Source organism: Janthinobacterium sp. SUN033, assembly GCF_030397595.1.
GTDB classification, from domain to species: domain Bacteria; phylum Pseudomonadota; class Gammaproteobacteria; order Burkholderiales; family Burkholderiaceae_D; genus Janthinobacterium; species Janthinobacterium kumbetense.
Genome location: NZ_JAPQNV010000003.1, coordinates 832711 through 856725, shown reverse-complemented (window position 1 = coordinate 856725; position 24015 = coordinate 832711). Strand labels below are relative to the sequence as shown.

General features: G+C 66.0%; 21 protein-coding genes. 8 read left to right on the top strand and 13 right to left on the bottom strand.

Annotated features, from left to right (window positions below; translation table 11 throughout):
* Positions 1-113: 113 nt before the first annotated feature.
* The 5 genes from OX460_RS17010 to OX460_RS16990 form a co-directional block, all read right to left on the bottom strand.
* Entirely contained in the window at positions 114-2963 is a 2850-nt protein-coding gene (locus OX460_RS17010) for an ATP-binding protein (protein WP_289899345.1), read from the bottom strand.
* 240 nt (positions 2964-3203) lie between these two features.
* Complete coding sequence (locus OX460_RS17005) at positions 3204-3620, bottom strand: hypothetical protein (RefSeq protein WP_099665017.1); 417 nt, start codon at positions 3618-3620, stop codon at positions 3204-3206.
* Positions 3621-3902: 282 nt separating this feature from the next.
* Complete coding sequence (gene rsgA, locus OX460_RS17000; RefSeq protein WP_289899344.1) at positions 3903-4808, bottom strand: ribosome small subunit-dependent GTPase A; 906 nt, start codon at positions 4806-4808, stop codon at positions 3903-3905.
* A complete protein-coding gene (locus OX460_RS16995) occupies positions 4805-5170 on the bottom strand; it encodes a 4a-hydroxytetrahydrobiopterin dehydratase (protein WP_289899343.1) in 366 nt (121 codons plus the stop codon). The genes rsgA and OX460_RS16995 overlap by 4 nt, the downstream gene beginning before the upstream one ends.
* Positions 5167-6447, bottom strand: coding sequence for a M48 family metallopeptidase (locus OX460_RS16990; RefSeq protein ID WP_289899342.1), 1281 nt, complete (start codon positions 6445-6447; stop codon positions 5167-5169). The genes OX460_RS16995 and OX460_RS16990 overlap by 4 nt, the downstream gene beginning before the upstream one ends.
* Before the next feature lie 56 nt (positions 6448-6503).
* Between OX460_RS16990 and orn the strand changes: the two genes are divergently transcribed.
* Positions 6504-7100 (top strand): oligoribonuclease, encoded by a 597-nt coding sequence (gene orn, locus OX460_RS16985; RefSeq protein WP_289899341.1) that lies wholly within the window; start codon positions 6504-6506, stop codon positions 7098-7100.
* 138 nt (positions 7101-7238) lie between these two features.
* Here orn and OX460_RS16980 read toward each other — a convergent pair whose 3' ends face one another.
* Both OX460_RS16980 and gcvA read right to left on the bottom strand, forming a co-directional pair.
* Entirely contained in the window at positions 7239-7577 is a 339-nt protein-coding gene (locus OX460_RS16980) for a hypothetical protein (RefSeq protein WP_289899340.1), read from the bottom strand.
* On the bottom strand, positions 7574-8518 hold the full coding sequence (gcvA, locus tag OX460_RS16975; RefSeq protein ID WP_289899339.1) for a transcriptional regulator GcvA: 945 nt from the start codon (positions 8516-8518) through the stop codon (positions 7574-7576). The genes OX460_RS16980 and gcvA overlap by 4 nt, the downstream gene beginning before the upstream one ends.
* A 317-nt stretch (positions 8519-8835) precedes the next feature.
* On the opposite strand from gcvA, the gene OX460_RS16970 reads away from it, so the two are divergent.
* The 5 genes from OX460_RS16970 (at position 8836) to OX460_RS16950 (ending at position 13832) form a co-directional block, all read left to right on the top strand.
* A complete protein-coding gene (locus tag OX460_RS16970) occupies positions 8836-9735 on the top strand; it encodes a DMT family transporter (protein ID WP_077401189.1) in 900 nt (299 codons plus the stop codon).
* A gap of 225 nt (positions 9736-9960) precedes the next feature.
* The gene (locus OX460_RS16965; protein WP_289899378.1) at positions 9961-11058 is read left to right on the top strand and encodes a ChuX/HutX family heme-like substrate-binding protein; all 1098 of its coding nucleotides are present in this window, start codon (positions 9961-9963) and stop codon (positions 11056-11058) included.
* Complete coding sequence (locus tag OX460_RS16960; RefSeq protein ID WP_251350936.1) at positions 11046-11984, top strand: ABC transporter substrate-binding protein; 939 nt, start codon at positions 11046-11048, stop codon at positions 11982-11984. Before OX460_RS16965 ends, OX460_RS16960 begins: the two co-directional genes overlap by 13 nt.
* Positions 11981-13033 (top strand): iron ABC transporter permease, encoded by a 1053-nt coding sequence (locus tag OX460_RS16955; protein WP_099665008.1) that lies wholly within the window; start codon positions 11981-11983, stop codon positions 13031-13033. The genes OX460_RS16960 and OX460_RS16955 overlap by 4 nt, the downstream gene beginning before the upstream one ends.
* 10 nt (positions 13034-13043) lie before the next feature.
* Positions 13044-13832 carry an ATP-binding cassette domain-containing protein gene (locus tag OX460_RS16950; protein ID WP_289899338.1) on the top strand — a complete coding sequence of 263 codons (789 nt, stop codon included), beginning with the start codon at positions 13044-13046 and terminating at the stop codon, positions 13830-13832.
* A gap of 9 nt (positions 13833-13841) precedes the next feature.
* Here OX460_RS16950 and OX460_RS16945 read toward each other — a convergent pair whose 3' ends face one another.
* The 6 genes from OX460_RS16945 to OX460_RS16920 form a co-directional block, all read right to left on the bottom strand.
* Positions 13842-14276 (bottom strand): hypothetical protein, encoded by a 435-nt coding sequence (locus OX460_RS16945; protein WP_180278603.1) that lies wholly within the window; start codon positions 14274-14276, stop codon positions 13842-13844.
* Positions 14273-15712, bottom strand: coding sequence for an efflux transporter outer membrane subunit (locus OX460_RS16940; RefSeq protein ID WP_289899337.1), 1440 nt, complete (start codon positions 15710-15712; stop codon positions 14273-14275). Before OX460_RS16940 ends, OX460_RS16945 begins: the two co-directional genes overlap by 4 nt.
* Positions 15709-16779, bottom strand: coding sequence for an HlyD family secretion protein (locus tag OX460_RS16935; RefSeq protein WP_289899336.1), 1071 nt, complete (start codon positions 16777-16779; stop codon positions 15709-15711). The genes OX460_RS16940 and OX460_RS16935 overlap by 4 nt, the downstream gene beginning before the upstream one ends.
* Positions 16780-16806: 27 nt before the next feature.
* Positions 16807-18342, bottom strand: a complete 1536-nt coding sequence (locus OX460_RS16930; protein ID WP_289899335.1) for an MFS transporter — start codon at positions 18340-18342, stop codon at positions 16807-16809.
* A 102-nt stretch (positions 18343-18444) separates the two neighbouring features.
* Positions 18445-19365 carry a LysR family transcriptional regulator gene (locus tag OX460_RS16925; RefSeq protein WP_289899334.1) on the bottom strand — a complete coding sequence of 307 codons (921 nt, stop codon included), beginning with the start codon at positions 19363-19365 and terminating at the stop codon, positions 18445-18447.
* Between the two features lie 78 nt (positions 19366-19443).
* Positions 19444-20142 (bottom strand): UPF0149 family protein, encoded by a 699-nt coding sequence (locus OX460_RS16920; RefSeq protein ID WP_034785080.1) that lies wholly within the window; start codon positions 20140-20142, stop codon positions 19444-19446.
* A gap of 104 nt (positions 20143-20246) precedes the next feature.
* Here OX460_RS16920 and OX460_RS16915 point away from each other — a divergent pair, with 104 nt between their 5' ends.
* Positions 20247-21260, top strand: a complete 1014-nt coding sequence (locus OX460_RS16915) for a serine/threonine protein kinase (protein WP_289899333.1) — start codon at positions 20247-20249, stop codon at positions 21258-21260.
* Between the two features lie 232 nt (positions 21261-21492).
* Positions 21493-23940 carry a hypothetical protein gene (locus OX460_RS16910; RefSeq protein WP_289899332.1) on the top strand — a complete coding sequence of 816 codons (2448 nt, stop codon included), beginning with the start codon at positions 21493-21495 and terminating at the stop codon, positions 23938-23940.
* The last annotated feature ends 75 nt before the right edge of the window (positions 23941-24015 follow it).

Here is a 24015-nt window from a genome sequence, read left to right as displayed (position 1 = left end):
CAATGGCAAGTACTTCAGCCGTTCAATTATAAGGGTTTTGCTTTTAGATTGGAAAGACTGCCCGGGCGCGTACTTGTATAGGCAAGCCTGCGCCCGGGCAACGGGGCGGTGGATTAATAGATGCTGGCGGGCGCGGCGCCGTCCAGCTGGGGCGCCACCAGCGGCAAATCCAGTGTGAAGCGCGTGCCGGCGGGGCTGCTGGCCACCTGGATGGTGCCGCCCAGCAGGGCCGTGACGATGTTGTAGCTGATCGACAAACCCAGGCCGCTGCCGCCCTGGCCCAGCTTGGTAGTAAAGAAGGGGTCGAAGATGCGCGACAAATGCTGCTCCGCGATGCCGCCGCCATTGTCTTCGAAGACGATCCGCACGCGCGCCGCGTCCGCCGTGGCGGACAGGTGCATGCAGCCCGTGCCGACGCCGCCATCGTTGGGCGCGGGGGCGAAGGCGTGCAGCAGGGCATTGTTGATCAGATTGGTGATCACCTGGCCGAACGGGCCGGGATAGCTGTCCATGGCGATGCCGAAGGCTATCTCCATTTCGATGCGGTGGCCCGAACTGCGGATGCGGTTCATGACGGTGGCGATGATTTCATTGCTCACTTGTTGCAAGTCAAAGCGGCGCCGCTGCTCGGTGGTGCGGTCGACGGCCACCTGCTTGAAGCTGTTGACCAGGTCGGCCGCGCTGCGCAAGCCGCGCATCACCAGCGCCGACGCCTTGCCCGCATCGTCGATGAAGGCGGCCAGGTCCGAGCGGCGCAGGCCGGGACCGTTCATCAGGCGCTCTACGTCTTCCGTCTTTTGCTGCATGGTGCTGGCGATCAACAGACTGTTGCCGATCGGGGTATTCAGTTCATGCGCCACGCCGGCCATCAGCGAACCGAGGGCGGCCAGTTTTTCCTGCGATACCAGTTGCGCCTGGGCATCTTGCAATTGCCGGTAGGCGCTGGCGTTGTCGAGCGCGATGGCGCCATACGCGCACAGGGTGCGGAAGATCAGCCGCTCGCGTTCGCCGTATGCGTTGGCGTGGCACGCCTGCACCGTCATCACGCCGAGCACGCGCTCGCCCACCATCAGCGGCACGTACAGCACGCTCTGGTTATGCAGCGTGCCGGGCACCGTGTAGGCGTGGCGGCGCGGCGGCACCTGGTCGATATACACTTCGCGCCGGCCCAGCAGGCAGCGCACGGAGTAGGCGCGGGGATTGCTCAGTGGAATGGCGTTGTCGGACAGGGGCCGGCCCGCTTCCATGCCATGTGCGCGGCGCAGCGCCGTGCCTGCGGCGTCGAGCATGTAGACGGCGAAGGTGTTGACTGGCAGCAAGGCATGCACGTGGCGGTCGAGCACCTGGAACACGGCGCTGGCGTCGAGGTGGGTGGTGATTTCCTGGCCGATGGCCGACAGCCTTTCCAGGGTGTCGCTGGTCTGCTGCAGCACTTCGGCGCGCCGCGCTTCGGAAGCGGCCAGTTCGCGGTGGTGATAGCCTTCCGAGCGCGCATGTTCCGTCTGGTGGTAGACCTGCATGGCGGTGGCGCGGTTGCTCGCTTGCTGGGTATGGCTTTTTTCGCGCGCCATGCCCGCATCGAGGGCGATATCGTAGGCGCGCGCATAGTCGCCCGCATGCGCGTATTCGCGCGCAAGCGCATCGAGCAGTTCGCCGGGCGGCGAATAGCCGTCGATGGAGGCGGCTACCTGCAGCGCCTGGTGCAGGAAATGCAGGGCGGGATTGCGTTCCAGCATGTCTGCGGGCGGCGGCAACTCATGGCGCGCATGCAACATCGACAAGACGCGCAGCGCCGCCACCTGGTGCATGGCGTCGCCCTGCGCGGCGGCCAGCTGGCAAGCCCGCTCGGCCGCCTGCAGCGCCTCGTCCGGGCGGTCCAGGTAGGACAGCGCGTGGGCGCTGCCGCGCTGGGCCATGCTGCGGAAATCGGCCTGGCCCAGCGCTTCGGCGCGTTGCGCCAGCCGGCTGAAGGCGTCGAGCGCCGTATCGTAGTCGCCCTTGTCCAGGCTCAGTTCGCCCAGGTGGAACAGGGCGTTGGCATAGGTGCGCGCGCCAGCCACGGGCGCCAGGATGAGCAGCGCCTGGCGCAGCAAGTCTTCGGCCGCGGCCAGGCGGCCCAGCTTGCGCATGGTTTCGGCCGTATGCGTCTGGCAGGCGCCGATGCTGCGCGGCCAGCCGGTGGGGCGCGCCAGGTCCAGCGCGCACTGCATCCACTCCAGGGCCGATTCGTTGTCGTTGAGGCTGGCGAAACAGTCGCCGATATTGATGGCGGCCGTGATGGCGCCGCGCAGCTGGCCGCTTTCCAGCGCCGTCTCGTAGCTTTGCATGTAGTGGCCGGCGGCCGCGCCCAGGTCGCGCGAGGTGTGCGCCAGCAAGCCGCGGAAGTCATGCACCCAGGCGGCCAGCGGCGCGGGCAGCTTGCCGCTGGCGCTGTCGGCCTGGAAATGGCTGCCCCAGCGCGCCTGTGCGGCTGGCGCATCGCGCAGCACGGCCCAGCGCGCCGCGGCCGCGTCGGCCAGGCTGGCGCGCATCGCATCGCCGGCGCCGCGCGCTTGTTCGGCCGCGGCCAGCAGTTCCGCATCGCAGCGGGCATGGTCGCCCCGGTCGACGGCAATCGAGGACAGCAGCCAGTGGGCATCGGCGCAGGCGGCGCCGTCGCCGTGCGCGCACAGGATGGCGTGCGCCGCCATGGCCAGGCTTTCGGCCGCATCGAGCGCACCTTGCAGCCAAGCCACTTCCGCCTGCACCAGTTGCAAACGTGCCTGCGCGAGCGCCAGGGCGGGGGGCGGCAGCTGCGCCTGGGGCAGCAAGGCTGCCGCTTCGGCCGCATGATGCAGCGCCTGGGCACAGTTGCGCTGGCGCAAATGCCATGCCAGCAGCATCAGCAAGGGCAGGCGCTCCAGGGCGCGCAATGGCCGCAGTGTATCTTCCCACTGTGCAATGTCATGTTCGAGTGCGAACATTTCCATCCGAAATCTCCCGCAAGGCGATGGTGTTGGCCAGCGGCCAGTGACACCTTATTGGATCGCATTGTAAGCTGCATCGGATGCAGTTGTTTGGTCGACTCGACAGTATTTTTTTACGCGCGCCCTTTCAGGCTGCGCAAAGCAGGCGGGGCGTGCACCAGCCCCTGCCGGCTGATGCACGTGGACAGCCTGGCACGGCTTGCCGGCCGTTTGCCGTGCTGTACCGTGCCGCCTGTGCTAGCGGCCGGCGAAGTGCACGGTGCTGGCCGTTTCGCCAGCCTTGGCGACGGCGCCCGGAATATTGTTCAGCCCGGTAATGGCGATGACGTCGCCATCGTTGCGAAATTCCATGTGGGTGCCGCTGGCCGTTTCAAAGACGCCCGGTGCGCGGCCGAACAGCTCCACTTCGGGCTGTCCCTTGATTTGCGTGAAATAGCGGTTGACTTGCTGGCGCAGCAGCAAGGTATCGCCCGTGTCGAGCTGGTAGCTGTTGCCGTACTGGCTGAATTCCTGCGGCGCCAGTTTATACACCTTGCCGGAAACCTGGACCTTGTCCTGTTCGCCGATTTCCAGCGCACTGGCGCTGAGGCAAGACAGGCCGAGGACGAGGGCGGCGCTACCGAGGGCGAGGGTACGCGAGAACGATGCTTTCATGATTTCACCTTGTGATCGAGATGCTGGTTGGAGTTAGACCAATGTTGTCTCCAGCAGGTTCGCTGGCGGGGACAATGCCAAGGTAGCAAGCGGAGGGGTGCCATGCCAGCGCAAAGCGATGAAACGCCGGAATCCGGCGCTGAAACGCGAAATCAGGCGACGGATGGTTTTGGAATGAATGGGAGAAAGCAGGCTCTGCGGCAGAATTTAATTCTGTTTAATTCGTGGTGGTAAACTTTTTATCGGTTTGGCGCCCGCCTCGACGACGGACGCCAGACGCGTTCAATACAGCGTTTGCGCCGATTCGTGCAGCAGCTGGCCGTACAGGGTATGGCGCATCTTGGCGATCTTGCCTTCAGATAAGGCTTGCAGGATGGCGCACTGCGGCTCGATCAGGTGGCGGCAGTTATAGAACTTGCAGCCGCCCAGGTAGGGCTGGAATTCGCGGAAGGCCCGCTCCAGCATGCCCTCGGACAAGTGGTACAGGCCGAATTCCTGGAAGCCGGGAGAATCGATGATGGAGCTGTTTGCGCCCAGTTCGTCGAGCTTGTACAGGCGCGTAAAGGTCGTCGTGTGCTTGCCCGTGTCGAGCGCGGCCGAGATTTCGCGCACGGCGATGTCGGCGTCCGGCACCAGCAGGTTGATCAATGACGACTTGCCCATGCCCGACTGGCCGATGAGGATCGACGACTGCCCCGCCAGCAGGGGCGCCAGAGTGGCCACCGCGTGTTCCGGTTCGGCGCGCGCCGACACTTCATCGACGGGATAGCCCATCGATGAATACGGCAGCAGGCGTTCGCGGGCGCGCTCCAGCGAAGCGGTCACATCCGTCTTGTTGAGGATGATGCGCGCTTCGATGCCGGCCGCGTCGGCCGCCACCAGCGAGCGCGAGATCAGGTCGTCGGCAAAGCCCGGTTCCGTCGCCACGACGATGAACAACTGCGTCAGGTTGGCGGCCAGCAGCTTCGATTTGTACTGGTCCGAGCGGTACAGCAGGGTCTTGCGTTCCTCGATGCGGTCGATGACGGCCTGGTCGTTGGAGGTACGCGTCAGGTGCACGATGTCGCCCACGGCCACATTGGTTTTCTTGCCGCGCGTTACGCATTGCAGCTTGGCGCCGTCCACGTCGGCCAGGTAATGGCGGCCGTGGGCGGCGATGATGATGCCCGTCAACTTGCTTTCGCTCATGGGGCCACCTGGCTGCTCTGGTAGATGAGGTCGGCCTTGGCGGCGCAGATGAAGTCGTTTTCGGACAGGCCGCCGGCGCCATGGTTGACCGAGTGCGTGTCGTAGCGCACGGCGCAGGTTTTGTAAGTAATGATGAGCTCCGGATGGTGGTCTTGCGTATGGGTCATATAGGCCAGGGCGTTCACGAACGCCAGGGTCTGGTAGTAATTCTTGAAGCCGAAGTCGCGGCACAGCTTGCCATTTTGCAAGTTCCATTGCGGCAGCAGGGCGTGCAGGGTGGCAATGTCCGTGTCGCCCAGCGCCTGCTGGCGCGGCGTGCAGGACAGTTGGGCCAGGTCTTGCGAAGTCGATGGCGTATTCATGTCGTAGCCCCTTTCAGGTGGCGGATGCGCACGCTGGCCGGCGGGTGGCTATCGTAGAAGGCCGAGTGCAGCGGGTCGGGCGTCAGGGTCGACGCATTGTCTTCATACATTTTGACGAGCGCCGAGACCAGGTCGTCCGCCTGCGTGTGCGTGGCGGCAAAGGCGTCCGCTTCGAATTCATGCTTGCGCGAGCTGAGCGAGGTCAACGGTCCCAGCAGGAAAGTGAAGACGGGCAAGGCCAGCATGAACAGCAGCAGCGCCAGCGCATCCGTCGGCTGGCCCGTCAGGGCCAGGGCGACCGGGTCGACGCCCAGGCCCGCGTAAAACCATGGCTGCGTCTTCAGGAAGCCCAGCAGCGCCAAAAAGCCCAGCGAGATGACGAATATCATGGCGATGCGCTTGACGATGTGCTTGAGCTTGAAGTGGCCCAGTTCATGCGCCAGCACGGCTTCGATTTCCTGCGGCGCCAGGCGCGACAGCAAGGTATCGAAGAAAACGATGCGCTTGTTGGCGCCAAAGCCCGAGAAATACGCATTGCCGTGGGCGCTGCGCTTCGAGCCATCCATGACGAACAAGCCTTTCGAGGCGAAGCCGACGCGCTGCATCAAGCCTTCGATGCGGCTTTTCAGCGCTTCGTCGGCCAGCGGCGTGAATTTGTTGAACAGGGGGGCGATGACGGTGGGAAACAGCACCATCATCAGCAACTGGAAGCCGCTCCAGACGAACCACGCGTACAGCCACCACAGGCCGCCCGACTTGGCCATCAGGGTCAGCACGACCCAGATCAGCGGCAGGCCGATGACGGCGCCCAGGCCCACGCCCTTGAGCATGTCCGTGAAGAACAGCTTGCGCGCCATGGTATTGAAGCCGAAGCGCTGCTCCAGCACGAACTGGCGGTAATAATCGAAGGGCAGGTCGATCAGGCCGGAAATGGCGGCAAAGGCGGCGATCAGGCCGATCTGGTACAGCATGGGCGAGCCAGAGCCCATCCATTCATTCAGGTGCAGGGCCAGCCATTGCAGGCCGCCCAGCAAGGTAAAACCGATCAGCACGGCATAGTTGATCAGCAAGGTCAGCAAGCCGAACTTGGTCTTCGCCACCGTGTAGTCGGCCGCCTTCTGGTGCGCGGCCAGCGGGATCTTTTCCGCAAATTCGGCGGGCACGGCGGCGCGGTGGGCCAGCACGTGGCGAATCTGCCGCGAAGCGAGCCAGAAGCGCACGGCCAGGGTCAAAACGAGGACGGATACAAACAAAATCGAAAACGCGAGTGAATACATTCTGTGCCTGTGAGAAAATGGCTGATTATTTAGTTTGATTAGGCCAAGAGAGAATTATGTCACAAGCGACCGACTTAACTGCATCCACCCCCGCACCGATTGTTCCGGCACGTCCCAATGAGATGAATCTGGTCTGGGTCGACATGGAAATGACGGGCCTGGAGCCCGATACCGACCGCATCATCGAGGTGGCGGTGGTGGTGACGGACATGCACTTGAACCTGCTGGCCGAAGGCCCCGTGTTTGTGATTCATCAATCGGATGAAACCCTGAACAAGATGGATGCATGGAACAAGGGCACGCACGGCCGCTCGGGCCTGATCGACAAGGTCAAGGCGTCGACCGTGACGGAAGCGCAGGCGGAAGCGGAATTGATCGCGTTCCTGAAGAAATACGTGCCAGCTGGCAAGTCGCCCATGTGCGGCAACACCATCGGCCAGGACCGCCGCTTCATGGTGCGCGGCATGCCGAAGCTGGAAGCGTTCTTCCACTATCGTAATGTTGACGTATCAACATTGAAAGAGCTGTGCAAGCGCTGGAAGCCGGAAATCGCCACCGGTTTCAAGAAGCACCAGAAGCACACGGCGCTGGCCGATATCCTCGAGTCGATCGAAGAGCTGAAGTACTACCGCGAACACTTCATCAAGCTGTAATGTGATGACGCCTCGCAAAACCTACTGCGCGTCGGTATAGGCGGCCTGCGATGCTCACCGTACTTGAGTACGGTTGCGCTTCTCAGCCACCTCTCCCTTCCGCTCGCTACGGTTTTGCGAGGCGTCGCGAAGGATCTGTTACATCGTATCCAAGTCAAAGGTGGACCAAGCGCCATCCTCGCCTTGCCACTCCAGCGCAAACGGTCCCGTTTGCCGCAATCCCGTGATCCACACGGTCTCGCCAGGTTCGCGGAAATAGGCCGCGCACTGGCCGAACGGCTGCCCCAGCCGGCACAGCACCAATCCTTCGCCCGCCACGGCGCACCATTGCTCATTGATATCGATCAAGGCCACGGCCGGGTCGCCATAGAACTCGCCCAGGCTGGCTTGCCGGCCATCGGCCGCCGTCACCTTGGCGTGTTCATATTCATGCTGGACAATAAATCGGGCGCTGCGCGCCAGTTCCCTGCTCGTCATGCGCTCTCCACGGTAGGCCAGACGGTTTCCTGGTCGGCGCGCGCCTCGGCGATCAGCCATTCGCAGAAGGCGTGCACGAGGGGCCGCGTTTCCGCCTGGGGCGAGCGCAGCAGGTAATAGCAGTGGGGGCCGCGCACGGCGTGCTCGAACACGCGCACCAGGCGGCCCGAGCGCAAATCGTCGCCGATCAGGGGGCTGGCGGCGATGGCCACGCCCTGGCCGCTGGCGGCCGCGTCCAGGCACAGATACGTGTGCGAAAAGCGCGCGCCGCTGTTGCCGCTATTGCCGCTGTAATGCACACCGCAGCTGTGCAGCCAGCGCGTCCAGTCGATTTCGCCGGGCAGGTGCACTTCCGGCTCGTCGTGCAGCAGCGGGTAGCGCAGCAGGTCGGCGGGCTGGCGCAGGCTGGCCGCGTTGGCGCGGAAATCGGGGCTGCAGACGGCGGAAAACCATTCTTCCATCAATAAATCCACTTTCAGGCCAGGATAGCGGCCCGGTCCCAGGCGGATGGCCACGTCCACGCCATCGCGCGCCAGGTCGACCGGGTGCATCGAGGCCAGCACGCGCAGTTCGATCTGCGGATAGCGGTCGCGTAAGCGTCCCAGGCGCGGCATCAGCCAGCGCGAGACGAGCGAGCTGGTGGCCGTCACCGTCACCACCTTGTCATCGCCCTGGCGCCGCGCCTGCTCGGATACATCGGCCAGCTGGTTGAGTATCGGCCCCAGCGAGGCCGCATAGCGCTGGCCGGCGCTGGTGAGCACCACGCCGCGCGGCATGCGCTGGAACAGCACGATGCCCAGCCACGCTTCCAGCTGTTTTACGTGGTGGCCGATGGCGCCGGCCGAGACGTGCAATTCTTCGCCCGCGCGCTGGAAGCCTTCATGGCGGGCAGCCGCCTCGAAGGCATGCAGGGCGGCGAGCGGGGGCAAGGGACGTGACATGGCACTCTTCAAGTAATTTGAGCCTCAGTAATATTCGGCCTATCCGTGAAGAATATTGGTTTGTTTCATTTTGCGCAAGCGAATATGATGCCGTCACTGCGTGAAGTGACCCGCAATAGGATTCACGCATGCATTTCACGCACGCATCACCTTCCAGCCTTGCTTGGCATTAATATTTACAACGCCTGGGAAAACCGTCGCGAGCGGCAGTGATTTGTGGCTGAGAAGCGCAACCGTACTTCAGTACGGTGAGCATCGCAGGCCGCAAAGCGCGACGCGCAGCAGGTTTGCCCTGGCGTACTCAAAGAGGTTTAGTCATGTCTGATCGCCGCGCTGTTGCGCTGGTGTTGCTGTCGGCCGCCGGTTTCGGCAGTTCCGCAGTGTTTGCCAAGGCGGCGTATGCGTCCGGGGTCAACCCGTCGACCATGCTGGCCTTGCGTTTCGTTATCGCCGCCATGCTGTTGCTGCCGCTCGTGTGGCTGGGCGGCTGGCGCTTGCCGCGCGGCCGCCTGCTGGCCGGCTACATGCTGATGGGCTTGATGTACACGGCCCAGTCGCAAGGCTATTTCAATGCCCTCATGTATGCCAGCAGCGGCCTGTGCGGCATGTTGCTGTATGTGTATCCCGTGCTCGTGACGATCCTGGCGCTGGCGCTGGGCTGGGAAAAGCTGGACCGCCGCATGCTGGTGCTGATGGCGCTGGCGATTGCCGGCATGGCCATCACCCTGGGCGGCAAGCTGCAGGGCCAGCCCATCGGCATCGCCCTGGCCTTGATGGCCGCCGGCGTGTACGCCGTGTACATTCTGTTTGGCAACAGCCTGTCGAAAAGCCGCGAGAATATTCACCCATTGGCCGCCTGCGTGGTGATCCTGGGCACGGCAGGCCTGTCGAACAGTGCGATTGCCTTGTGGCAAGGCGTGTCCTTGCCGGGCACGGCGACGGGCTGGCTGGCCGTCAGCGCCATCGCCCTGTTCTCGACGGCCATCGCGATTGCCGCCTTCTTTGCCGGCGTGGCGCAAATCGGCGCGGCCAAGGCATCCATCATTTCCACGTTCGAACCCGTCATCACGATGGCGTTCGGCGTGACCCTGCTGAAGGAATCCGTCAGCGGCACGCAATTGCTGGGCGGCGCCATGGTGCTGGCCGCCGTGGTATTGCTGGCGCAGCGCCCGACGGCGAAACCGGCATCCATGCCGGCGGTACAGGCCAGCGCCTGAGTTCAACGCTGACATTTTCTCAACACTGATCAGTTGTATCGATCGGTCTCCTTTGCGCTGCGACGGGTTTCCTGTCGCGGCGCTTTTTTTTTGCGCGTAATTTTTTTCACATAAATAAGCCTTGATTGCGAATGATTCTCATTTATAATTAACTTCAAGATTCCCCCACCACCAGCCAGCCCATGCCAGCCAGTGTTCGCCTTGAAAGGAGACACCGTGACGAGCATGCCCCCTATTTGCAACACCGAGCTGGTCGCCAGCGAATTTGCCCGCCTGCGCCGCGAGAAAAAAGCCCGCCACCGCGACATCGCCGAGGAACTGGCCATTTCCGAAGGCGAGTTGATCGCCGCGCATGCCGGCTTGTCGCTGGCCGATGGCGCCTTGCTGGGCGCCGAGCGCCTGCAGGCCGACTGGCCCGCCATCATCGCCGCGCTGGAACCGCTGGGCGAAGTCATGGCGCTGACGCGCAACGCTTCGTGCGTGCATGAAAAGACGGGTGTCTATCGAAAAGCCAGTCACAACAACCACGTGGGCCTGGTGCTTGGTGGCGACATCGACTTGCGCGTGTTTTACCGCCAGTGGGCGCATGGCTTTGCCGTGCGCGAAGTGAGCGAAAAAGGGGGCGGGAAGGAAGTGCAGCGCAGCCTGCAATTTTTCGATGCTGCCGGCCATGCCGTGCACAAGATATTCATGAAGCCGCAAAGCGACCTGGCCGCCTATGACGCGCTGGTGGCGCATTTTTCCGACGCGGACCAGGCGGCCGGCATCGCCGTGACGGCGCCGGCTGCGCCGCCGGCCGAATTGTCCGACGCGCAGATCGACGTGGCCGGCTTTCGCGCCGCCTGGGCCGATTTGCGCGACACGCATGAATTTTTCACCCTGCTGAAAAAATATTCGGTCTCGCGCCTGCAAGGGCTGCGCCTGGCCGAGGCGCGCTTCGTGCAGCAGCTCGACAAATCCTGCGTGCTCGACCTGCTCAACAGCGCCGCCCTCGAAAAAGTCGCCATCATGGCCTTCGTCGGCAATGCGGGCATGATCCAGATCCATTCGGGGCCCGTGCACAAGATCGCCGTGATGGGGCCGTGGATCAATGTCCTCGATGCGCGCTTCAACCTGCATTTGCGCGAAGACCATATCGCCAGCGCCTGGGTGGTCAAAAAGCCCACGGTCGACGGGCTGGTGACGTCGGTGGAACTGTTCGACGCCAAGGGCGACACCATCGTCATGTTCTTCGGCGAACGCAAGCCGGGCGTGCATGAACTGTGCGAATGGCGCAACGTCGTCGAGCGCGTGCTGCAGGAGGGTGAACTATGCGCCGCATGATCGCCGCCAGCGTGGCGCGCCGCATCGCGCTGAAAAAAATGGGGGCGGGAGCCTTGGCCCTGGCAGCGCCGATGCAGGTGCTTGCCGCCGTCAGCGACGCCGGCAAGCCGCTTGTCAAGGCGCGGCGCATCGTCAGCGTGGGCGGCGCCCTGACGGAAATCGTCTACGCGCTCGAGGCGCAGGGCGAACTGGTGGGCGTCGATACCACTTCGCTGTATCCGGCCGTGGCGCAGCAGCTGCCGCAGGTCGGTTATGCGCGCACCTTGTCGGCCGAGGGCGTGCTGTCGCTGGCGCCCACGCAGCTGATCGCCACCGAGGAGGCGGGGCCGCAAACGGTGCTGCGCCAGGTGCGCGACGCGGGCGTGTCGGTGGCGGTACTGAACGCGAATAACAGATTCGAAGGCTTGCTCGAACGGGTAAAACAGGTGGGCCAGATCACGGGACGCGCCGACCCCGCCGCGCGCCTGGCGCAAGCCTTGCAACAGCAGTGGGACGGCGCCCTGGGCAAGGTGCGCCAGCGCAGCCAATCACCGGTACAATCAGCGGTGCGCGTGCTGTTCATCCTCGCCCATGCGCCGAACCAGGTGATGGTGGGCGGGCGCGAGACGGGCGCCGACGCCATGTTGGCGTATGCGGGCGCCGTCAACGTGATGGGCGGGCAGGACGGATTTGCCGGCTACAAGCCGCTCACGCCGGAAGCCGTGATCGCCGCGCGGCCCGACCTGGTGCTCGTCACGGACCAGGGCTTGAAGGCCTCGGGCGGCGTGGACGGCATCTTGAAACTGCCAGGGCTGGCGCAGACGCCGGCCGGGCGCAAGCACCGCATCGTCTCGCTGGAAGCCATGCTGCTGCTGGGCTTTGGCCCGCGCATGCCGCAGGCGCTGGCCGAACTCGATGCAGCGTTTGCCAAAGCCATGGCCGCATGAACGTGGCCTCCCTGGCGTCCGTCGCTCCCTGGCGCTGGCCGCGCTGGGGCGCTGGCGGGCTGCTGGCCGCCGCCCTGGCGTGCGGCTTGCTCATCGCCGTGCAGGCGGGCGCCGTGCCGGTGGCGCTGGCCGACTGGCTCGCGCCCTTGCAGGCTGGCGGCGAGGCGCTGTCCGGCGGCGCGTATGTGCTGTGGCATATCCGCCTGCCGCGCGCCCTGTTTGCCATCCTGATCGGCGCCGCGCTGGCGCTGGCCGGCGGCTTGACGCAAGGGTTGTTCCGCAATCCGCTGGCCGATCCGGGCCTGCTGGGCGTGAGCAGCGGCGCCGCCTGCGCGGGCGCGGCCACCATCGTCTTTGCCGCCAGCCTGCACGTGGCGCCCGAGCTGCGCGTGTGGCTGCTGCCGGCCGCCGCGTTCGCCGGCGCCATGCTCATTTGCGTGCTGCTCGACCGGGTCGCCCGCTGGGCCACGCCAGGCTCCATCGTCGGCCTGCTGCTGACGGGCGTGGCGCTGAACGCCATCACGGTGGCCGTCATGGGCCTGTGCATCTACCTGGCCAGCGACGACCAGTTGCGCACCCTGACTTTCTGGACATTGGGCTCGCTGTCGGCCGGCAGCTGGCGCCAGGTGGCGGCCTTGCTGGTGGTGCTGGCCGGCGCGCTGTGGGCCACGCGCTTCCTGATGCGCTCATTGAATGCGCTGGCGCTGGGCGAGGCGCAGGCCCTGCACGTGGGCATCGACGTAGGCCGGCTGCGCACGCAGGTGATCGTGCTGGTGGCCGTGCTGACGGGTTTTGCCGTCGCCTGGTGCGGCGGCATCGGCTTCATCGGCCTGATCGCGCCGCACCTGGTGCGCACCTGGCTGGGCGCGGACCAGCGCAAGGTACTGCCGCTGGCGATGCTGATGGGCGGCTTGCTGCTGCTGTTGGCCGACACCCTGGCGCGCACGGTGGCCATTCCGGCGGAAGTCCCCGTCGGCATTTTCACGGCCTTGCTGGGCGGGCCATTTTTCCTGATGCTGTTGCGGCGCTTTCGCCATGGCACCGCCTGAAAGGATGCGCATGACGCCCCTGCTGGAACTCTCCTTCGCCACCACGCAACTGGGCCAGCAGTATTTCGGCCCCTTCAATCTGCAGGTGGCGCCGGGCGAGCGCATCGCCATCCTCGGCCCCAGCGGCGCGGGCAAGTCGACCCTGCTCAAACTGATGGCGCGCGAACTGCATCCGCAGGCGGGCCAGGTGGCATTCTCGGGCCGGCCGCTGGCGCAGTGGCCGCTGGCCGAACTGGCGCGGCGACGCGCCGTCCTGCCGCAAGGTTCGAACGTGGCCTTCGGATTGCAGTGCGAGCTGGTGATCGGCCTGGGACGGGTGGCGCGCCTGGTCGACCCGCAGCTGGGGCAGATCGTGCAGGACGCGGCTACCCTGGCGCACGCCGCGCATTTGCTGGGCCGCCGCCTGGACACCCTGTCCGGCGGCGAGCAGGCGCGGGTGCAGCTGGCGCGCATCTTTGCGCAGATGTGGGACGTACACGATGGCTTGATACTCGTCGACGAACCGCTGGCGGCGCTCGATCCCGGCCTGCAGTTCGATTTGCTCGACAGCCTGCAGCAGTTTTGCGCCGCGCGCGGCCACGCCGTCGTCGCCATCCTGCACGACATCAACCACGCCTTGCTGGGCTTCGAGCGCCTGCTGCTGGTGCGTTCGGGGCAGCTGGTCGCCGACATCGCCAGCGATGCCGGCGCCGTGCCCGCCCTGGCGGCGCTGTACGGCATCGCCCTGACGACGGCCACCAGCAGCGATGGCGACGTGTGCGTCATCCCTGCCAGAAGCGCCGTGCGCAGGGCCGCCTGACCGACTCACTCACCACACGTCCGCCGTGCGCGGCCGCGCCATCTGGCCGCTGCCCAGCAGCCACACCATCAGCGCATCGGCCTGTTCGCGCGTGGCCACCACCTCCTGCAGGATGCCGAAGGCCTTCATGGCGCCGGCCGCCATCGCCTGCAGGCGCGCGCGCTGTTGCGCGTCCGCCTCGACCGACACGAGGCCCCGGCACAGGGCGGCCAGCGCTGCCTTGTTGTGCTTGAGCCACAGGCCGCGCCGCTTGCGGTCGATGTGCGCTTCATCGCCGCGTTCCTCTTCGAACAGCATGACGAACGGTACGCCATGGCGCAGCAGGGCGTCCATGTCGTTTTCCCACAGCGGGGCATAGCCGGTGACGGCCGTTTCAGGGCGAAAGCGCACGACGGGAAAGTCGCTGACGTCGTGGATGGAGAAATGTGCGGGATTCGGTTTCATGGCGTGCTTCCTTGCGATGGGGTTGAAAAGGCTTGCCAGCCGCCGCCCAGCGCCTTGTAGACCTGGACCAGCGACAGCGAAGCGGTGGCGCGGCTGTCGACCAGCGCCGCTTCGTTGTTCAACAGCGTGTTTTGCACATGCAGCACGTTGATGAGGTCCGTGCCGCCCTGGCGGTACTGCAGTTCCGCGCTGCCCAGCGCCCGGCGCCCCTGTTTGACGGCTTCATCGAGGCTGGCCTGGCGGCGGGCGTTGGCCTGGTAGCCCGAGAGCGCGTCTTCCACCTCGTGCCAGGCGGCCAGCACCGTCTGGCGGTAGGCGATGGCCGCTTCCTGCTGCTGCGCTTCGCGCAATTGCAGATTGCCGCGCAGGCGGCCGCCGTCGAACAGGGGCACGCTGAAACCGGGGCCGAAGGCGAAGCGCTTGGCGTCCCAGCCGATGTCGGACAGCTGCATCGCCTGCAGGCCGATGCTGCCCGACAGCGTGATGCGCGGATAAAAGTCGCCTTGCGCGACGCCGATGGCGGCCGTGGCCGCGTGCAGCTGCGCCTCGGCGCGGCGGATGTCGGGACGCCGCTCGGCCAGGCTGCTCGGCACGCCCAGCTGCACCTGCAGGGCCACGCCCGGAATGTCCTTGCCCGCCGCCAGTTCCGCCTGCAAGGCTTGCGGCGGCAGCGCCAGCAAGAGGGCGAGGGCATTGCCCAGGCGCGCTTCGCGCTGCTGCAGCGGCGGCAGGCGCGCTTCGATGGTGGCCACGTGGGCCGCCGCCTCGGCCTCGTCGAGTTGCGTCGCCGCGCCTTCGCGCAGGCGGATGCGCGTCAGGTCCAGGGTATGGCGGGCGATATCGAGCAGTTGCTGCGTGATGGCCAGGGTCTGCTGCGCGCCGCGCAACTCGATGTAGTCGCGCGCCGTCTCGGCCAGCACGGCCAGCAGCACGCCGCGCTGCGTTTCCACGGCCACGTCGACGCGCGCGTCGGCCGCTTCCACTTCGCGCCGCACGCGGCCCCACAAGTCCAGCTCCCAGGCCGCATCGAGATTGGTCTGCCACAGGCTGTAGGCGGACTGGCCGTTGTGGCGCGACGGGTCGCTCAAGCCTTGTTCGCTGTTGCGCGCACGGCCATAGCTGCCATTCGCGCCCAGGGACGGGCCTTGCGCGGCGCCGGCCACGCCGCGCGCGGCGCGGCTCTGTTCCAGCCGGCTGCCTGCCGCCAGCACGTCGAGGTTGGCGCCGGCGGCGCGCTGCAGCAGGGAAGACAGGGTGGCGTCGCCAAAGCTGTCCCACCAGCGCTGTTCGATGGCGGCATCCAGGCTGGCGGCGAAACGGGCATCTTCCGCCTGGCGCCATTGCTGTCCCAAGTCGTTGCGCGGGCGCTGGAAGTCGCTGCCGACGCTGCCGCAGCCGGCCAGGCCCAGGGCCGTGAAGAGTATCAGTGCTTTCATCGCGCGCTCACCTGTTGCAGCTGTGGACGGCGCATGGCTGTATCGATGCGCACTTCGGCCGACATGCCCACGCGCAGGCGGGCGTCACCATCCTGGCCGGGATCGAGCGCGATCCTGACGGGAATGCGCTGCACCACCTTGGTGAAGTTGCCGGTGGCGTTTTCCGGCGCGATGGCGGCGAACGTGACGCCCGTGGCGGGCGCGATGCTGTGCACCGTGCCATGCAGGAGCATGCCCGGATAGGCATCGACGGCGATGCTGGCGCGCTGGCCCTGGCACACGTGGGTCAGCTGGGTTTCCTGCAGGTTGGCGACGACGAAGCTGCGGTTCAATGGCACCACGGCCATCAGGCTGGCGCCAGGAGCCACCAGGGCGCCGACACGCACGGCGCGGCGTCCGACGATGCCGTCGATGGGGGCGCGCAGCTGTGTATGCGACAGATCAAGTTCGGCACGTTGCAGGCTGGCGCGTGCGCGCAGCAGGGCCGCTTCGGCCGCGCCTTGCTGCGCCTGCAGAATGTCCGTCTGCTTGCGGGTGGAGACGAGGGCGGCGCGGTTTTGCGCCAGGCGCGCGCGGCTTACGTCGAAGCGCGATTGCGCCTGTTGCGCATTCTGCACGCTGCCTGCGCCCTGGCCTGCCAGGTGCTGCGAGCGGGCCAGTTCCTGCTGCGCCAGTTTGTCTTCCGCCTGGTTGGCGTCGACCAGGGTCGTGGCTTGCTCGATCACCGATTGCTGGCGCTGCAAGGTGGCGCGGGCATAGTCCAGCTGCGCCTCGGCGCCGGCGACTTCGGCGCGGGCCGAGGCGGCGGCGGCCTGGTAATCGCGGTCGTCGATGCGCGCCAGCAGCTGATCCGCCTTGACAGTCTGGTTGTCTTCCACCAGCACTTCCCGCACGATGCCGCCCACCTTGGGGGAGAGCACGGTGTAGTCGGCGCTGACGAAGGCGTCGTCGGTGGCTTGTTCGTCGCCACGGGCGAACAGCAGTTGCCAGGCGCAAAAGGCGAGGGCGCAGGCCAGCAAGGCCAGGCCGAGAAGAAATGCGCGTGAGCGCAGTATGGGTGTTTGCATGGTGAAGCTCTTTCGTAAAAATGGAAATCAGGCTGCGCGCGGCGGATAGACGCGCGTCGGCAGGATGGGAATGATCAGGATCATGGCCAGCGCGATGGCGGCCACGGTGAGGTACAGGTCGGACGAGGTCAGGGTGACGACTTGCGCATGCATGCGCGCACCCAGGCCCGCCACGTCCACGCCGGCTGGCAGGTTGCCCAGGCGTTCGCTGAGCACCGTCGAATGAAAATGGTTGCGGCGCGTGATCAGCGCATCGAGCACGCCGGTGGCGACGACGGCCGACATGCCCTTGATGGTGTTGAACCAGGCCGAGGCGAAAGGACCATCCTGCGGCGCCAGGCCCGTCGTGGCCAGCAGCAGCAAGGGAATCACGGCCATCGGTTGCGCAAAGATCTGCACCGCCTGCAGCAGGTAGAAATGCGTGCGGATCCAGTCCGGCGACATGCGCGCGCCGAGCACGCAGGACAGGGCCAGCAGGGCCAGGCCGATGGCCAGCACCCAGCGGCAGTCGACGGCGCGGATATTGCACAGGGCGGCCACCAGCGGCAAGGCGATCAATTGCGGCAGCGCCACCATCAGCATCACGGGCGCCGTTTGCAGCGGACGGTAAGCGTGCACCTGCGCCAGGTAGGACGAGGGAATCAGGATCACGGCCAGCAGCACGAACAGCACGCCGCCCAGGGTCAGCAGGGCGTGGCTCAGGTTGCGTCGCGACAGCAGCTGCAGTTTGAAAAACGGCAGCGGATGCGACCATTCGTTGATGAAGAACAAGACGAGCAGCAGCAGGCCGCCGCCCAGCAGCACGCAGATCAGCGGCGAGGCGAACCACGCCAGGCGCTCGCCCTGCAGCAAGCCCACCACCAGCATGCTGATGGCGGGTAAGCCCAGCAGCAAGCCGCGCCAGTCGAACTGGTGCAAGCGTTCCAGGCGCAGCGGGTCTTGCGGCAAGCCCCAGGACACCATCAGCAGGGCGACGATGCTGCCCGGGACGATTTGCCAGAACGCCCATTGCCAGCCCAGGTATTCCGTCCAGAAGGCGGCCAGCGGCGTGCCCAGGCTGGGACCGAAGGTGGCGCTCAGCGCATAGCCGCCCAGGCCATACAGCTTGATGTTCGGCGGCAGGAAGCGCAGCGCCACCGTCATCAGCATGGGCGGCAGGGCGCCGCCGGCCGCGCCCTGCACCACGCGCAAGACCATCAGCACGGACAGGTTCGGCGCGAACGGACAGAGCACGCCGGCGGCCATGCAGACGAGGATGGCGGCGGCCGTCAGCCGGCGCAGCGAAAAGGTGACGGAGCACCACGGCGCGAACGCCATGGCCGATACCGAGGCGGCCGCATACAGGGCGACGAGCCAGCTGGCGTCGTCGCGCGCGATGCCCATGGCGCCGCGGATGTCGGCCAGCGCGACCTTGGTGATGTTTTCATTCAGGCCGGACACCAGCACGGCCAGCAGCACGCCGGCCAGGCCCGTGGCCAGGCGCAGGCCGAAGATGGGGGGCGCGGGCGGTGTTGGGGGAGGCGGCGCCGTCGGGACGGCGCCGGGTAGCAGTACAGCGGACACAGGGAACTCCGTGGATGAGAATCAGTCCACGCAGTATAGGTAGCCGTTAATCTTGTGAAAATTGATAATTAATGAAGCCTGAATTGCGTCTGGCGCAATGATTCAGGTGCCAGGGAGCGCGCTGCCGCACAGCTCCTTGATCATGCGGCGCAGCCAGCGGTGCGCATGGTCGTGGTCGAGGCGCGGGTGCCAGGCCTGGAAGACGTCCACGCTGTCGACGGGGATGGGCAACTGGAAGGTGCGCAGCCTCAAGCCCAGGCGCTCGACGATGGCCAGCAGGGGCGTGGGCATCAGCGGCAGCAGCAGGCGCGAATCGGCCACGGCGAAGATGGCGGACTGGAAGTTGGGGCTGATCAGCGACACCCGGCGCGTGTAGCCCCGCTCCGCCAGGGCCGTGTCGAAGGGGCCGCGCGCCAGGCCGCGCCGCGAGACGCTGATATGTTCGTACTCGGTAAAGCTGTCCAGGTTGACGGGGCCGTCGAAGATCGGGTGGTCGCTGCGGGCGATGCCGACAAAGCCGGTGGTAAACAGCTGCTGCAGCTTGATGTCGGGCGCAAAGGCGCGCCGCGCGCTGATGTACAGGTCGACGCGGCCCGCGTGCAGGGCGTCGTTTTCCGTGGCGCCATCGCCTTCGGGCACGAAGCGCAGCACCGTGAGCGGCGCATGGCTGGCCAGCAGGTCGCGCAGCTTGCCGCCATAGGCGCCGACAAACACGTCGTTGGCGCACAGGCTGAAAGTGCGTTCCAGGGTGCGCAAGTCCACTTCGCGGCCGGACGTGAAGATGGCGTGCGCCTGCTCCACCACGCCGCGCACCTGTTCGCGCAATTCCAGCGCGCGCGGGGTGGGCGCCAGGCCGCGCCCGGAGCGCACGAAGACAGGGTCACCGATGGCGTCGCGGATGCGCGCCAGGGTGCGGCTCATGGCCGGCGCGCTCAAATTCATGCGCCGCGCCGCGGCCACGGCGCTGCCTTCCTCGAGCAGGATGTCGAGGGCGACGAGCAGGTTCAGGTCGGGGAGTTTCATGCGGCGATTATAGCCCGGGGGCCAACGTCGGCGCTGCGCCGGCAGGACGCCGGCGCATCAGGGGATGCTGCTGCAGGATTACTCGGCTGCCGGCTCGGCGCCGCAGCATTTCTTGAACTTCTTGCCGCTGCCGCAAGGGCAGTCGTCGTTGCGGCCCACTTTCGGCTCTTCGCGCTTCATGGTTTGCACGGGGGCCTTGCGGCGCGGTACCCAGAAACGGTGGATGGCCGGCAGGTTCGCTTCCAGTTCCTGCGCCAGCTTGTGCGCCTTGACCGGGTCTTCCACCAGTTTCAGCTCTTCTTCCTTGATTTCGTCGGCGCCCAGCAGGTAGATAGGCTGCATCAGCTCGGCCACTTCGGAATCCCAGATTTCGTTCCACGAGCCAGGACGCAGTTCCATGCCGTCCCAGAAGCCCCAGCACCAGGCTTCGGCGTCGATCAGGGTCTGGCCTTCGTAGTCGTGTTCGACGAACAGGGCTTCGAACTCCTTCGGCGCCACTTCAAACGTCACCAGCACTTCGTTCATGAAGCGCATGATCAGGTTGACGATGCGCTCTTCTTCCTTGCTGTTCTTGAATTTCGGCGCATCTTCGGCATCTTCGCCCCACACGCGCGGCAACCATTCGGCCGGCATGATCGGTTCCGGGCCGATGGCGACGGCCGTCAGATAGCCGTGCAGCATATCCATGGTCATCGCGTCTTCGGAGCAGCGCTCCGACAACAGGAATTGGTCTAATTCGTCGAATTCTTTTTCTGATAATGGCTGTTCGAGTTGCATGGCTTGCTCTTTGTATTGAATGTAAGCCGCCAGTATACGCCTTGCGGCGCTTCATCACCGAAGTGTTTGCACCGGCGGCCCGCGCGCGCCTTACAATGTCGCTTATGCACAATGAAAACCAGCCGCACGAGGACGACCGGCCCGTCCATCCCTTTTCCGCCCTGAGCCCCGATTGCGTGCTCGACGCCCTCGACAGCGTGGGCTTGCGCGGCGATGGCCGTCTGCTGGCCCTGAATAGCTATGAAAACCGCGTCTACCAGGTGGGCATCGAAGACAGCGCGCCCCTGGTGGCCAAGTTTTACCGCCCCGCGCGCTGGAGCGATACGGCCATCCTGGAAGAACACGCGTTCGTGTCCGAACTGGTCGAGCGCGAAATCCAGGTAGTGCCGGCGCTGGAAATCAACGGCAGCACCCTGCACCAGTATCATGGCTTCCGCTTTGCCGTCTTCCCCCGCCACGGCGGCCGCGCGCCCGAGCTGGGCGACCCGGCGACCCTGGAATGGATAGGGCGCTTCATCGGCCGCATCCACGCCGTCGGCGCGCTGTCCACCTACAAGGAGCGGCCGGCGCTCGATCACCAGACGTTCGGCGTCGAGCCGCGTGAATTCTTGCTGGAAGGTAATTTCTTGCCGCCCGAACTGCTGGCTGCGTATTCCAGCGTGGCACAGCAGGCGCTCGACGGCGTCAAGCGCTGCTATGACCGCGCGGGCGACGTGGCCGTGCTGCGCACGCATGGCGATTGTCATGGCGGCAACGTGCTGTGGACGGATGCGGGCCCCCATTTCGTCGATTTCGACGACAGCCGCATGGGCCCGCCCATCCAGGACCTGTGGATGATGCTGTCGGGCGAGCGGGGCGATATGCTGCGCCAGATGAGCGACATCCTGGCCGGCTACGAAGATTTTTGCGATTTCGACCCGCGCCAGTTGTACCTGGTCGAAGCGCTGCGCACCCTGCGCCTGATCCATTATTCGGCCTGGCTGGCGCGCCGCTGGGACGATCCCGCCTTCCCCGTCGCCTTCCCGTGGTTTAACACGCAGCGCTACTGGCAGGACCGCATCCTCGAGTTGCGCGAACAGGTGGCCTTGATGGATGAGGCGCCATTGTGGCCTGTTTAAGCGCGCGATAAAACGCCCATGGCGGCGTTGCATTGCCTAGGCGTACTATTCGTACTGCCTTCGGCAATGCGCCTTGCCCTGAGCATTTTCTCGGACGCTTAAATCCCTGGCAAATCCTGAAAAGAGCGGTAAAACAGGCTCTTCTTGCCGCGCTGATTTGTGCATGCCTGTTCGATAATGGTGGTAATAAATTCCCATAAGCAACGGAATTCACCCGAATAAGCGAGAAATCATGCAAGCACAGCAAAATCAGCGCCAGGCCGCCTCCCTCACCGTCGCGTATTCCGCAGACGACGAGTTCGACCAGGACAGCATGGTCTCGCTGCATGATTTCAAGGACCTGGAGCGCAAGGTTGACGTACCTGCGCCAGCAGCTGTTCCTGAGGTTCCCGTCGCCGCGATGCCCGAACCGCAAGCCGAACCGGCAGCGGAAACCGACGCCAGGGCGCCCGCCGCCGAACGCCAGAAAATGGAATTGAAAGCCATCCACGAGGCGATTGCCCGCGTGGAAGCGGAAGCGAAGGCCACCTGCGCCGCCGAAAGCCGGGCGCTGGCCGAGGCGCGCGTGCGCTCGCTGGCCGAGGACCGCGCCGCCATCGACGCCGCCGCCGCTGCGGCCGCGCAGCAAAATGCGCAGGCGGCCGAAGAGGCGATTGCCGCCAACCGTGAACGTCTCGATACCATGCGCGCCGCCGCGCAAGCCAGCGTGGCCCGCCTGGAAGCCGTCAAGCAGGAAACGGCCGAACTGCGCGCCCGCGTGGAGTCGGACAATGAAATCCGCCTGGCCGCCGAACAGCGTGCGCGCGCCGAACAGGAAAGCCGCTTGCGCGCCAGCGAGCAGGTGGCCGTGCAGTCGGAACTGGCCGAACAGGCCGCCCGCGCCGCCGAAGAATTGCAGGTGCAGACGGAGCAGGCGCGCCTGCAGGCCGTCGAGCGCGTCGCCGCCGTGCAGGCGGCCAAGGAAGAAATGGTGGGCATCGCCTCGGCCGACGCCAGAGTCGCCGTGCTGGCCCGCGAGCGCGAACGCCATGCGCACGGTGCGCGCCAGACGGCGCAGATGCTGGCCGAGGCGGAAAGCGAAGCGCTGGACTTGACGGTGCAGCGCGAGCGCGCCGACCAGATCGCGCTGGAATCGGCCTTCAACCGCGCCGCCGCCGAAGTGCGCGCCCTGGAAGAAGCGCGCGCGCTGGCGCACCTGGAGCAGGAACGCGAAGCCATCGCCCTGGCGCAGGCGGAATCGGAACGCCACGCGGCGCAATCCCTGCGTTTGCGCCTGCAGACGGAAAAGGAATTGCGCGACGCGGCCATCCACCGCGAGCGCCTGGAAATGGTCGCCGTGGCCAGCGCGCAGGCGCGCCGCGATGCCGACGTGCGCATCCTGGCCGCCACCGAGGCGCGCATCGAGGTGGACCGCCAGCTGCGCGCCGTGGCGCTGGCCCGCGTCACCGCCGAACAGGATGCGGAAATCGCCGGCCACGCCAAGCTGGAGGCGGAAACGGCCGCACTGGAACAGACCAAGGCACGCGAAGCGGCCGAGCAGGCAGCTGCCGTCGCGGCGGCCCGCGAACTGGAAGAGCAGCAGCGCGCCGCCAGCCTGGCGCATGAGCGGGCCGAACTGGCGCGCCAGGCGGCGGAACTGGCCGCCAGCCAGAACGACGCCGAGCAGGCCGAGGCCGATGCCGGAAAAGCAACGTTGGCCGCGCAGGAACAGGCAGCGCAACTGGCGCAGGAAAAAGCCTTGCAGGCCGAGCAGCTGCTGCAGGCGGAACAGGAACGCCTGGCCGCCGAACAAGCCGCCATCGCCGCCTTGAAAGAGAAACTGGAAGCGGAAGCGCTGGCGTGCAACGCGGCGCAGGAACGCATCGCTGCCGAAGGCGCGCAGGCGGAACTGCTGCGCGGCCAGCATGCGGCCGAACTGGCCTTGCAGGAAGCGGCGCAGAAGGAAGCCGACGCGATCCGCATCCTGATGGATCAGGCGCTGGTCGAAGGCGAGCAGAAAGCCGCCGCCGCGCAAGCCGTGCAGGCGCAGGCGCGCCTGGCCGTGGAACTGGGGCAGGTGCACAGCGAGCGCGCCCGCGTGGAAGAAGACAAGGCGCAAGCCGCCGAAGCGCTGCTGGCGTCCGAGCGCGATTTCGTCGCGGCCGAACGCGAGTCGCTGGCGCTGATTGCGCAAAAACTGGTGCAGCAGCGCCAGACCAGCGGCGCCGAAGAGCGCGCCTCGCAAGCGATTGCCGGCCGTCTGGAAGCGGAAAAGCAGGCGACGGCGGCAGCCGACGCGCGCGCCGTACTGGAACAGCAGGCGCTGGACGCCATGCGCCAGCGCGAGCAGCTGGAACTGGCCGCGCAGCAGGCCGCCAGCGAGAAGCTTGCCGCACAGCAAGCCTTGCTGGCCAGCGCTCAGACCCACGCCGCCCTGCAGCGCAAGGCAGCCGATACCACGCGCGCGATGGCCGAGGCCAAGCAGCAATTGCTGGAGATGGAAACGGCGCGCGCGCAGCAGCAGGAGCGCGAACTGGCCGCCCTGCGCGCCAGCCTGGAGCAGCCGCAAAGCGCGTTTTCCAGCTCCTTGAGCGCCGCCCGCGCGAAAGCCGAACAGGTCAGCTCGGCCAGTTTGACGCGCGAAGTGATCGAGCGCCTGACGCAGCCGAATGACGCGGGAGCCGTCTGGCGCTCACGTTGAAGGCCTGAAAACCCGATAACACCCGGGGTCGGACCTTAACGGGGAAACGCAGTCCAATGGACTGCGTTCCAATCG

Excerpts from the sequence above, each read along its gene's own strand:
- OX460_RS16945 (WP_180278603.1), bottom strand. The coding sequence starts at position 14,276 with ATGAAACCGAATCCCGCACATTTCTCCATCCACGACGTCAGCGACTTT.
- OX460_RS16960 (WP_251350936.1), top strand. The coding sequence starts at position 11,046 with ATGCGCCGCATGATCGCCGCCAGCGTGGCGCGCCGCATCGCGCTGAAA.
- OX460_RS17010 (WP_289899345.1), bottom strand. The coding sequence starts at position 2,963 with ATGTTCGCACTCGAACATGACATTGCACAGTGGGAAGATACACTGCGG.
- OX460_RS16950 (WP_289899338.1), top strand. The coding sequence starts at position 13,044 with ATGACGCCCCTGCTGGAACTCTCCTTCGCCACCACGCAACTGGGCCAG.
- OX460_RS16915 (WP_289899333.1), top strand. The coding sequence starts at position 20,247 with ATGCACAATGAAAACCAGCCGCACGAGGACGACCGGCCCGTCCATCCC.
- OX460_RS16990 (WP_289899342.1), bottom strand. The coding sequence starts at position 6,447 with ATGTATTCACTCGCGTTTTCGATTTTGTTTGTATCCGTCCTCGTTTTG.
- OX460_RS16995 (WP_289899343.1), bottom strand. The coding sequence starts at position 5,170 with ATGAATACGCCATCGACTTCGCAAGACCTGGCCCAACTGTCCTGCACG.
- OX460_RS16910 (WP_289899332.1), top strand. The coding sequence starts at position 21,493 with ATGCAAGCACAGCAAAATCAGCGCCAGGCCGCCTCCCTCACCGTCGCG.
- OX460_RS16920 (WP_034785080.1), bottom strand. The coding sequence starts at position 20,142 with ATGCAACTCGAACAGCCATTATCAGAAAAAGAATTCGACGAATTAGAC.
- OX460_RS16925 (WP_289899334.1), bottom strand. The coding sequence starts at position 19,365 with ATGAAACTCCCCGACCTGAACCTGCTCGTCGCCCTCGACATCCTGCTC.
- OX460_RS16955 (WP_099665008.1), top strand. The coding sequence starts at position 11,981 with ATGAACGTGGCCTCCCTGGCGTCCGTCGCTCCCTGGCGCTGGCCGCGC.
- rsgA (WP_289899344.1), bottom strand. The coding sequence starts at position 4,808 with ATGAGCGAAAGCAAGTTGACGGGCATCATCATCGCCGCCCACGGCCGC.
- OX460_RS16980 (WP_289899340.1), bottom strand. The coding sequence starts at position 7,577 with ATGACGAGCAGGGAACTGGCGCGCAGCGCCCGATTTATTGTCCAGCAT.
- OX460_RS17005 (WP_099665017.1), bottom strand. The coding sequence starts at position 3,620 with ATGAAAGCATCGTTCTCGCGTACCCTCGCCCTCGGTAGCGCCGCCCTC.
- OX460_RS16940 (WP_289899337.1), bottom strand. The coding sequence starts at position 15,712 with ATGAAAGCACTGATACTCTTCACGGCCCTGGGCCTGGCCGGCTGCGGC.
- OX460_RS16935 (WP_289899336.1), bottom strand. The coding sequence starts at position 16,779 with ATGCAAACACCCATACTGCGCTCACGCGCATTTCTTCTCGGCCTGGCC.
- orn (WP_289899341.1), top strand. The coding sequence starts at position 6,504 with ATGTCACAAGCGACCGACTTAACTGCATCCACCCCCGCACCGATTGTT.
- gcvA (WP_289899339.1), bottom strand. The coding sequence starts at position 8,518 with ATGTCACGTCCCTTGCCCCCGCTCGCCGCCCTGCATGCCTTCGAGGCG.
- OX460_RS16970 (WP_077401189.1), top strand. The coding sequence starts at position 8,836 with ATGTCTGATCGCCGCGCTGTTGCGCTGGTGTTGCTGTCGGCCGCCGGT.
- OX460_RS16965 (WP_289899378.1), top strand. The coding sequence starts at position 9,961 with ATGCCCCCTATTTGCAACACCGAGCTGGTCGCCAGCGAATTTGCCCGC.